At 70.1% G+C, this 9,953-nt stretch carries 9 protein-coding genes and 2 tRNA genes; 4 read left to right on the top strand and 7 right to left on the bottom strand.

The window, feature by feature from the left end:
- The 6 genes from EAO73_RS32705 to EAO73_RS32680 all read right to left on the bottom strand — a co-directional run.
- The coding region (locus tag EAO73_RS32705; RefSeq protein ID WP_147975435.1) for a sensor histidine kinase at positions 1–1,214 on the bottom strand (1,214 nt) is incomplete at its 3' end.
- Between the two features lie 63 nt (positions 1,215–1,277).
- Entirely contained in the window at positions 1,278–2,078 is an 801-nt protein-coding gene (locus EAO73_RS32700; protein ID WP_147975090.1) for an ABC transporter permease, read from the bottom strand.
- Complete coding sequence (locus EAO73_RS32695) at positions 2,075–3,019, bottom strand: ABC transporter ATP-binding protein (RefSeq protein ID WP_147975089.1); 945 nt, start codon at positions 3,017–3,019, stop codon at positions 2,075–2,077. Before EAO73_RS32695 ends, EAO73_RS32700 begins: the two co-directional genes overlap by 4 nt.
- Before the next feature lie 188 nt (positions 3,020–3,207).
- Positions 3,208–3,280: transfer RNA gene (locus EAO73_RS32690), tRNA-Gly, on the bottom strand.
- A gap of 80 nt (positions 3,281–3,360) precedes the next feature.
- Positions 3,361–3,432: transfer RNA gene (locus EAO73_RS32685), tRNA-Gly, on the bottom strand.
- Positions 3,433–3,576: 144 nt separating this feature from the next.
- A complete protein-coding gene (locus tag EAO73_RS32680; RefSeq protein ID WP_191134305.1) occupies positions 3,577–3,912 on the bottom strand; it encodes a histone-like nucleoid-structuring protein Lsr2 in 336 nt (111 codons plus the stop codon).
- Positions 3,913–4,298: 386 nt separating this feature from the next.
- Here EAO73_RS32680 and purS point away from each other — a divergent pair, with 386 nt between their 5' ends.
- The 3 genes from purS to purL are packed head-to-tail and all read left to right on the top strand — an operon-like array spanning position 4,299 to position 7,482.
- Positions 4,299–4,559: a phosphoribosylformylglycinamidine synthase subunit PurS gene (purS, locus tag EAO73_RS32675; protein ID WP_018101738.1), complete on the top strand. Its 261-nt coding sequence runs from the start codon at positions 4,299–4,301 to the stop codon at positions 4,557–4,559.
- Positions 4,556–5,236 carry a phosphoribosylformylglycinamidine synthase subunit PurQ gene (gene purQ, locus EAO73_RS32670; RefSeq protein WP_147975088.1) on the top strand — a complete coding sequence of 227 codons (681 nt, stop codon included), beginning with the start codon at positions 4,556–4,558 and terminating at the stop codon, positions 5,234–5,236. Before purS ends, purQ begins: the two co-directional genes overlap by 4 nt.
- Positions 5,233–7,482: a phosphoribosylformylglycinamidine synthase subunit PurL gene (purL, locus tag EAO73_RS32665; RefSeq protein ID WP_147975087.1), complete on the top strand. Its 2,250-nt coding sequence runs from the start codon at positions 5,233–5,235 to the stop codon at positions 7,480–7,482. The genes purQ and purL overlap by 4 nt, the downstream gene beginning before the upstream one ends.
- Positions 7,483–7,604: 122 nt before the next feature.
- On the opposite strand, the gene EAO73_RS32660 is transcribed toward purL, so the two are convergent.
- Positions 7,605–9,152 carry an MFS transporter gene (locus tag EAO73_RS32660; RefSeq protein ID WP_224756541.1) on the bottom strand — a complete coding sequence of 516 codons (1,548 nt, stop codon included), beginning with the start codon at positions 9,150–9,152 and terminating at the stop codon, positions 7,605–7,607.
- A gap of 126 nt (positions 9,153–9,278) precedes the next feature.
- Between EAO73_RS32660 and EAO73_RS32655 the strand changes: the two genes are divergently transcribed.
- A complete protein-coding gene (locus EAO73_RS32655) occupies positions 9,279–9,917 on the top strand; it encodes a TetR/AcrR family transcriptional regulator (protein WP_147975086.1) in 639 nt (212 codons plus the stop codon).
- The last annotated feature ends 36 nt before the right edge of the window (positions 9,918–9,953 follow it).

Raw genomic sequence — 9,953 nt, 5'->3', positions numbered from 1 at the left:
CCACCGCCCCCCTCCTCCGCCCCGTCCCGGTCGTCGCGCAGCGGGATCGTCGCGGTCAGGCGGAACAGGCCGCCCTTCGCGGGCACCGCCTCCAGCGTGCCGTCGAGCACATCGAGCCGCTCCCGGAGGCCGGCCAGCCCGGAGCCCGGCCCGTCGGGCGCGGGAGTGGCCGTCGTGGCCGTCGCGCCATCGTTCTCCACCTGGAGCACCACGGCGTCCGCGGTGGCCCCCAGCCGGATCACGCACCGCCGGGGATCTCCGTGCCGCAGCACATTGGTCGCCGCCTCGCGGACGACCCAGCCGAGCGCCGACTGCACGGGCGCAGGCAGATGCTCACCGCTGTCGCCGGTCACCGTGCACTCGATACCGGCCGCGCTCAACACGCCACGGGCCCCGGCCAGTTCCGTACTCAGATCGGCCTCCCGGTAACCGCGCACCACCTCGCGCACCTCCTGCTGCGAGGCACGGGCTATCCGCTGCACCTCGACCATCTGGTCCACCGCCTCCGGCCTGCCGCGCTGTGCGAGCTCCACCGCCAGCTCGCTCTTGAGCGCGATCACCGCGAGGTTGCGGCCCAGCACGTCATGCATGTCCCGCCCGAACCGCAGCCGTTCCTCGGCGACGGCGAGCCTGGCCTGTATGTCCCGGGCCTGCTCGGCCTGCCACATCACGCTCATGCTCCAGGCACTGGGCCGGACCGAGATCAGGACCAGCACACAGCCGAAGAGGGTGCAGGGCACCACACCGGCCAGCAGGCCGCCCCGGACTCCGGCCGCCGCGAGGGCCCCGGTGGTCAGTGCGGTGAGGCAGAGGGACTCGATCACGAAGCGGCGGACCGGGACCAGGAGCACTCGCGTGATCACGAGGGCCATCGGTGCGTTCAGCGCCATGAGCAGCAGCCCCGAGCCCTGGACCCCGTCCACCCCGGCCAGGGTCGCCAGCAGCCCGATGGCCAGCAGCAGGAGCGCCACGGGCGCCAGCAGGCGTCGCTCGGGGAAGGCGGAGACGCCGAGGTAGTGCTCGTACGACGCGGGGAGGTTGCGGTTGCTCAGCACGCACTGCGCGAGGCTCGCCAGGAGCAGTGCCACGCCCAGCGTCAGCGGAAGCGGTTCGTGGCCGATGTCGGACTGGAAGGGCGCTCCCTGCCAGGCCAGGGCGAAGAGCCAGGGAATGCAGGAGATGGTGAACCGCGAGTACAGATCGATCCGCTCCATCTTGTTGCGCTTCTGCCAGCTGCGGTGCCAGCCCCGTACGCCTCTCACGGCCCAACCTCCTTCTCAGCGGCGCGGATCCCAGCGGAACCATCGCTGCACAGCAAACACGGCCACCGCCGTCCAGACCAGCCCGGTCAGTGCGGCACCGAGCAGGTCGGTGCCCTCGGAGGCGCCGAGCCAGCCGGTCCGTATCAGGGTCATCACCCCGGTCAGCGGAAGGAACTCGCAGACCGCCGCGAGACGGTCGGGAAATATCTCCAGGGGGACGAAGAGCCCCGAGCCCATCATCGAGACGAGGAACAGCGGCAGGGTCGTCAGCTGGGCCGTCTGCACGGTGCGGGTGATCACGGAGGTGACCGCGGCCAGGGCCGTCAGCAGCACCACGCCCAACAGCAGGCCCGCCACGAGCAGTTCCGGGCGGTCCGGTGCGCCGAGGCCGAAGAAGGCCGTACCGGCGACGATGATCACCGCGCTCTGGGCTAGCGCGAGCGCGCCGGCCGGGAGGGCGGTCCCCGCGAGGATCTCCCCGTCGGTGACCTCGCCGGTGCGCAGCCGCTTCAGGACCAGTTCCTCGCGCCGTGCGACGTACGCGGCAACCATGTTCATGTAGACGGCCTGGAAGAGCACCGTCCCGATACCGCCGATGAGCGCCGCCCCGGCGACGGTGAGCCCGGTGCCCTTGAGGTCGATGCTCTCGAACGTCGACTTCATGGCCATGATCATGGCCGCCGGCATGAACAGCGCGACGAAGATCGCCGTCCGGTTCCGGGAGAGCAGCGTCAGCTCGGCCCGCCCGAGTGCCGTCAGCCGGGTCAGGGCCGTCGTGCGCGGGGTATCGGTCGCGGGGGTGGTCGTGGTGGTCATGCGGCAGGCACCTCTTCGGTTGCGGCGGCGGACCTGGCGATGTCGAGGAAGGCCTCTTCGAGCGAGGCCGAGCGGGCGTCGAGCCCGTGCAGCGTGACGTCCGCCGCCGCGGCCCAGCGGAGCAGTTCGGCCAGGGAGTCCTGGAGCCGGTGCGTACGTATCTCGATCCGGGGGCCGTCGGCGGCGGCGCGGAGCTCCAGAGGCAGCCGGGCGGCGGGGACGCCGTCGGGCAGTTCGAAGCGGATGCGGGCGGGGCGGGCGGCCGTCACCTCGGCCGTGGTGCCCGCGGTGACGATCCGGCCGCGGTGCATGATCGCCAGCCGGTCCGCGAGCGCCTCGGCCTCCTCCAGGTAGTGCGTGGTGAGCAGCACGGTGATGCCGTCCTGCTGGAGCCGGCGCACCAGCGCCCAGGTGTCGCGCCGGCCCTCGGCGTCGAGACCGGTGGTCGGCTCGTCGAGGAAAAGCACCTCGGGCCGGCCGAGCAGGGCCAGCGCCAGGTCCAGCCGGCGTCGCTCGCCGCCCGAGAGCTGCTTGACCCGGACGCGGGCGCGGTGGCCGAGCCCCACGAGCTCCAGGGCCTCCCCGGCCGGCCGGGCGCCGCTGGTGCAGCCCGCCCACATCCGTACCGTCTCGGTGACCGACAGCTCGGACGGGAAGCCGCCCTCCTGGAGCATCACGCCTATGCGGGGGCGGACCCGTATGCGCTCGGCGTACGGATCGTGGCCCAGCACGCGGACCGTGCCGCCGTCGGGGCGGGCCAGGCCCTCCAGGAGCTCGACGGTGGAGGTCTTGCCGGCGCCGTTCGTACCGAGCAGGGCGAACAGCTCGCCGCGTGCCACGGAGAAGGAGACACCGGACACGGCCTCGAAGCCGCCTGCGTAGCTGCGCCGGACGTCCTCCGCCTGGATCACGTACTCACGGGACTTGTCGTCGCTGGTCATGTCTCCAGGTTTCCGGGCGCGGAGGGCCGGGGGCAGTGCGAGCTGTCACCACCACCCATGACAAACGTCATGGGTGGTGGGCCGGGAGCCGGGAAGACAGAAGGCGAGCGGGGAAGACGGAAGACACAGGAAGACCCGGGACACGACGAAGGCCCCGGTCGAAATCGACCGGGGCCTTCGTTTCTCCGAGCGGACGACCAGGTTCGAACTGGCGACCTCAACCTTGGCAAGGTTGCGCTCTACCAACTGAGCTACGTCCGCATTGCAGCCACTCGGCTTTCACCGGTGGAGCGATCACTACTCTACCCGATCCACCGGAGTGGTCCTGAAGAGTTGTGCAGAGCGGGTGACAGGAATTGCACACTGCGCCTTCCCCCTGGAAGGGGGATGTTCTACTACTGAACTACACCCGCACGCTGCGTGGGGTTCGGCCTTTTCGGCCTTGCCCCTCGGCGTGCTCCAGACTCTAGCCGACCTGCGGGGGTGTAGCGCAAGTCGGCTCCCCCGCGGGTGCCCCGCGGGTCGTCCGCCGGGCCTCCGCCGGAACTTCCGCAGCGTCAACTGGCTTCCTGGAACGCCTCGTAGACGCTCTTGGGGATGCGGCCCCGGGCCGGCACCTCCATCCGGTGCGAGCGGGCCCAGGCGCGTACCGCCGCGGGGTCGGGCGCGAGCGAGGTGTGCCGGTACGGAACGGGAGCCTTGCCGTGCTTGCCGGTATTTGTCTGCTTGCGGCCGGCCGCCATGTACGGGGCCAGGGCGCTGCGCAGTTTCTTTGCGTTGGACGGATTGAGGTCGATCTCGTACGACTTCCCGTCCAGGGCGAAGGTGACCGTTTCCGCCGCTGTTCCCCCGTCGATGTCGTCGGAGAGTGTGACCACTACGCGCTGCGCCACGGATATCGGTCCTTTCCTACGGCATCGACGCGTCTGACATGCGTCGATGCCGGCCTTCCGGCTGTGAGCGCGGATGCGGGCCGACTGCTGTCGGTGCTCCGGGGCAATGCTGCATTCCCCGGTAATCATTTGTACAGCGACTGGTGCCGCATTGTGAAGCCCGTCCAATTACCTGCGCGTGTCCGCCCGCTATGTGCGCCGCTCGTGAGCATTTGTTTCGCGGCTTTTCCGCCCTCCGGCGATCGGCCGAAATCTGGGCGTGATCTATCCCGTTTGATATCTACCCGCGTAGAATTTCCGGCCAGGTACGCTGAGTGGACCCGCGGGGGTCCGGGGTACCCCCTCCGGAGAAACAGCCGCACCACACCACCACACCGGGAGTGCCAGTGGCACGCGTCGTAGTCGACGTCATGCTCAAGCCCGAGATCCTCGACCCGCAGGGACAGGCGGTGCAGCGCGCACTGCCCCGTCTCGGCTTCGAGGGAATCGCGGACGTACGTCAGGGAAAGCGTTTCGAGCTGCAGGTCGAAGGGCCGGTCGACGACGCCGCCCTCGCCCGTATTCACGAGATGGCGGAGACGTTCCTCGCCAACACCGTGATCGAGGACTTCACCGTCAAGGTGGAGAACGCCGAGGAGTCGAAGTGACTGCTCGTATCGGAGTCGTCACCTTTCCGGGAACGCTCGACGACCAGGACGCCCTTCGGGCCGTACGGGTCGCGGGTGCCGAACCCGTATCGCTGTGGCACCGCGACAAGGACCTGCACCAGGTCGACGCGGTCATCCTCGCGGGCGGTTTCTCCTACGGCGACTATCTGCGCGCCGGAGCCATCTCCCGGTTCTCGCCGGTCATGGAGACGGTGATCGAGCAGGCGAAGGCGGGCATGCCGGTTCTCGGCATCTGCAACGGCTTCCAGATCCTGACCGAGGCGCATCTGCTCCCCGGCGCGATGCTGCGCAACAACCACCTGCACTTCATCTGCCGCGACCAGACCCTGCGCGTGGAGAACGCGGAGACCGCCTGGACCTCGGACTACGCCGCGGGCCAGGAGATCTCCGTACCGCTCAAGAACATGGACGGCCGCTACACCGCCGACGAGCACACGCTCGACGAGCTGGAGGCGGAGGGCCGTGTCGCCTTCCGCTACCTGGGCGGCAACCCCAACGGCTCGCTGCGCGACATCGCGGGCATCACCAACGCGGCGGGCAACGTCGTCGGTCTGATGCCGCACCCGGAGCACGCCGTGGAGCCGCTGATCGGCACCGGTCGCACCGACGGTCTCGGTTTCTTCACCTCGATCATCAAGAAGCTGGTCAACGCATGAGCCTGGACACGGTCAAGCACGCGGCCGAAACCCCGGACACCGAGCAGCCCTGGAAGGAACTCGGCCTCAAGGAGGACGAGTACGCCCGCATCCGCGAGATCCTGGGCCGCCGTCCCACCGGCGCCGAGCTCGCCATGTACTCCGTGATGTGGTCCGAGCACTGCTCGTACAAGAGCAGCAAGGTCCACCTCAAGCAGTTCGGCGAGAAGGTCCCCGTCAACGACGCGATGCTCGTCGGCATCGGTGAGAACGCCGGTGTGGTCGACGTCGGCCAGGGGTACGCGGTCACCTTCAAGGTCGAGTCGCACAACCACCCCTCGTACATCGAGCCCTACCAGGGCGCGGCCACCGGCGTCGGCGGCATCGTCCGCGACATCCTCGCCATGGGTGCCCGCCCGATCGCGGTCGTCGACCCGCTGCGCTTCGGTGCGGCCGACCACCCCGACACCCGGCGGGTCCTGCCGGGCATCGTCGCGGGCATCGGCGGGTACGGGAACTGCCTCGGTCTGCCGAACATCGGCGGCGAGGTCGTCTTCGATTCCTGCTACCAGGGCAACCCGCTCGTCAACGCCGGCTGCATCGGTGTGATGAAGCACGAGGACATCCACCTCGCGCAGGCGTCGGGCCCCGGCAACAAGGTCATCCTGTACGGCGCCCGCACCGGCGGCGACGGCATCGGCGGTGTCTCCGTGCTGGCCTCGGAGACCTTCGACGACACCAAGCCCACCAAGCGCCCCGCCGTCCAGGTCGGCGACCCGTTCCAGGAGAAGCTCCTCATCGAGTGCACCCTGGAGATCTTCAAGGAGAAGCTCGTCGCGGGCATCCAGGACCTCGGCGGCGCCGGGCTCTCCTGCGCCACGTCCGAGCTGGCCTCCGCGGGCTCCGGCGGTATGCGCGTCGAGCTGGACACCGTGCCGCTGCGCGACTCCTCCCTCTCGCCCGAGGAAATCCTCATGAGCGAGTCGCAGGAGCGCATGTGCGCGATCGTCGAGCCGCAGCACGTGGACCGCTTCCTGGAGATCTGCGAGAAGTGGGACGTCATCGCCACCGTCATCGGTGAGGTGACCGAGGGTTCGCAGCTGGAGATCTTCTGGCACGGCGAGCAGATCGTGGACGTTCCGCCGCGGTCCGTCGCCCACGAGGGCCCGACCTACCACCGTCCGTTCGCCCGCCCGTCCTGGCAGGACGCGCTCCAGGCGGACGACGCCGGCAAGCTGGCCCGCCCGGCGAACGGCGCGGAGCTGCGCGAGCAGGTCCTCAAGCTGGTCGCGTCGCCGAACCAGGCCTCGAAGGCCTGGATCACGGACCAGTACGACCGGTTCGTGCAGGGCAACACCGTGCTCGCGATGCCCGAGGACGCCGGCATGGTCCGCATCGACGAGGAGTCCAACCTCGGCGTGGCCATGTCGACCGACGGCAACGGCCGGTACGCGAAGCTCGACCCGTACACCGGCGCCCAGCTGGCGCTGGCGGAGTCGTACCGCAACGTCGCCGCGTCCGGCGCCAAGCCGCTCGCGATCTCGGACTGCCTGAACTTCGGTTCGCCCGAGGACCCGGACGTCATGTGGCAGTTCGCCGAGGCCACCCGCGGTCTCGCGGACGGCTGCCTGGAGCTTGGCACCCCGGTGACCGGCGGCAACGTCTCGCTGTACAACCAGACCGGTGAGACCGCGATCCACCCGACGCCGGTCGTGGCCGTGCTCGGTGTGATCGACGACGTCACGCGGCGCACGCCGGTCGCCTTCGCGGAAGAGGGCCAGCTCCTCTACCTGCTGGGCGACACACGTGAGGAGTTCGGCGGCTCCGCCTGGTCCGAGGTCGTCCACAACCACCTCGGCGGCATGCCGCCCAAGGTGGACCTCGGCCGCGAGAAGCTGCTCGCCGAGATCCTGATCTCGGCCTCCCGCGACGGCATGATCGACGCGGCGCACGACCTGTCCGACGGCGGTCTGATCCAGGCGGTCACCGAGTCCTGCCTGCGCGGCGGGAAGGGTGCCCGGCTGGTCGTGCCGGACGGCCTCGACGCGTTCACGCTGCTGTTCTCCGAGTCCGCGGGCCGCGCGGTCGTCTCGGTGCCGCGCAGCGAGGAGCTGCGGTTCAACGACATGTGCGGGGCGCGCGGTCTGCCCGTGACCCGCATCGGTGTCGTGGACGGCGACGAGGTCGAGGTGCAGGGCGAGTTCGGCATCCCGCTGAGCGAGCTGCGTACGGCGCACGAGGGGACGATCCCGGCGCTGCTCGCGTAGTTCCCGGACGGCTCACGCCGAAAACCCCCGACCGGTCCGCCCGGTCGGGGGTTTTCGCGTTCTGTGTACGGGGAAGCGCCGGGGCTCTGCGGGGGACTGGCCCCTCCTCGTACGGGGAGGAGTCAGGCCTTCGTGCGGGTGCCCGGCAGTCGGGTCGCGAGGATCAGGGCGAGGACCATCACGCCGGTGGCGCAGGCGAAGACCACGTCGGCGGAGGAGACGAAGGCGTCCAGCGCCTGCCGGCGGGCCGAGCCGGTGAGCCCGGCGATGTCGCTGGTCGACCCGCCGGGGCCGTTGGCGGCGTAGACCCTGCTGAGTACGGCTCCGAAGAGGGAGGCGCCGAGCGCGGTGCCGAGGGTCTGGAAGAAGCGGACGCCGGTGGTGGCGACGCCCAGTTGGCTCGGCGGGGCGGTGTCCTGGACGAGCTGGATCAGCTGGCCGATGAGCTGGCCGAAGCCGATGCCCATGAGCAGCATCGCGCCGCGCAGCGTCCACAGCCCGGTGTCCGTGTCGAGCGTCGTGAGCAGGGCGAGGGCGGCCGAGGCGAAGACCGTGCCGCTGACGACGAAGGTCTTCTGCGACCAGCCGGCCGCGACCAGGCTCCCCGAGAGGAGGCCGACGACGGTCATGCCGATCGCCATCGGGACGAGGAAGAGACCGGCCGAGGTCGCGGCGATGCCGCGGACGACCTGGAGGTAGATCATCACGTAGACGATCGACCCCATCATCGCGACGCCGACCAGGCCCTGGATGGCGAAGCCGTACCGCATGGTCCGGAGCGAGAAGAGCGAGAGCGGCAGGATCGGCTCTGCGGCGGTGGCCTGGCGGCGGAGGAACAGGCCGAGCGCGGCGACGGCGGCGAGGGAGAGCCCGATGATGGTGGGGGAGGTCCAGGCGTAGTCCTCGCCGCCCCACTCGGTGACGAGGAGCAGCGCGGTGGAGAAGCCGGCGGCGAGACCGGCGCCGAGGAAGTCGATGCGGTGGCGCGTGGTGTGGGCCGGGAGCTTCACGACGAGGATCGCGGCGGTCAGGACGGCGATGCCGACGGGCAGGTTGACGTAGAAGATCCAGCGCCAGCCCGCGTGGTCGGCGAGGGCTCCGCCCAGCCAGGGGCCGAGCGCCATGCCGGCACCGGCGATGATCCCGCCGATGTTGCCCTTCTTGTCGCCGCCCTTGGGCTTCCCCTTGTCGTCGCTCTCCTTCACCTCGCCCTGCTTCGCCTCGTCCGTCGCGCCGAGCTGGCGCAGGACGACCATGGTGACGCTCATCAGCCCGCCGCCGCCGATGCCCTGGAAGGCGCGGGCGGCGATCAGTTCGCCCATGGACTGGGCCATGCCGCAGAGCGCGGATCCGGTCAGGAAGGTGGCGAGCGCGCCGATGAAGATCTTCTTCGCTCCGAGCGAGTCGCAGAGCTTGCCGTAGAGCGGCAGTGCGGCGGTGGCGGCGAGCTGGTAGGCGGCGATCAGCCACGGGATGCGGTCGACGCCGTGGACCGGATCGAGGTCGCGGACGATCGGCACGGTCGCCGAGGACACGATGTTCGAGTCCAGCACCGCGAGCAGGATCGTGACGATGCACAGCGCCACGGCGATCGTGGTGCCGCGGGTGCCGGCCGGCTGTCCGGCGGCGGTCGACTCCGGTGCCGCGGGTGCGGCTTTCGTTTCGAGCATGACGGACAGGCCCCCCTCCTGGGCGGCGCCGGGACGGGCCGCTGTGGTGGCTTCACTGTTGCCGATATTCATATACCGAGTCAAGTTTTCGCCTTGGATTAATTTTCATCCTGGTACAGTGAGTCCATGACCGAGGGGATGGGGCTGCGCGAGCGCAAGAAGATGGAGACCCGGCGGCGTCTGCTGGAGGAGGCCACGCGGCTCTTCTCCGAGCGAGGCTTCGACCAGGTCTCCGTCGCGGAGGTCGCCGACGCCGCCGATGTGTCGAAGATGACCGTCTTCAATTACTTCGACAGCAAGGAGGACCTGGTCTTCGCGCCGCTGGAGGAGCACGTCGGCGACGCGGCCCGGGTCGTACGGGAGCGCGCCCCCGGCGAATCGGTGGTCGGGGCGCTGCGCCGGCAGTTCATCGAGGCCATCGAGGCCCACGACCCGTCGGTGGGGATGGGCGACAAGCCGCTGGCCCTCGGCATCGTGCGGCTCATCATGGAGACCCCGGCCCTGCTCACCCGCGCCCACTCCTTCTTCGTCCGCACCCAGGACCAGCTCACCGAGGCGCTGATCGAGGAGGGCGAGGAGCCGGTGATCGCGCGCATCGTCGCCGCCCAGCTGCTCGGCACCCGCAACGCGCTGCTCACCGAGAACCGCCGCCGCCTGCTGGCCGGCGAACCGTCCGCGGCGGTCGCCGCGGACGCCGTCGCCCTGGCCCACCGCGGCTTCGACCTGCTGGAGAAGGGTCTCGGCGGCTACGCGACCCGGGTCTGAGCCGGGGCCGCCCCCCTGCGAGGCGGACGCCCTGTC

Source organism: Streptomyces sp. col6 (assembly GCF_008042035.1).
Classification (GTDB): domain Bacteria; phylum Actinomycetota; class Actinomycetes; order Streptomycetales; family Streptomycetaceae; genus Streptomyces.
The sequence above is the reverse complement of the archived record's forward strand: the minus strand, read 5'-3'. Positions and strand labels throughout refer to the sequence as shown.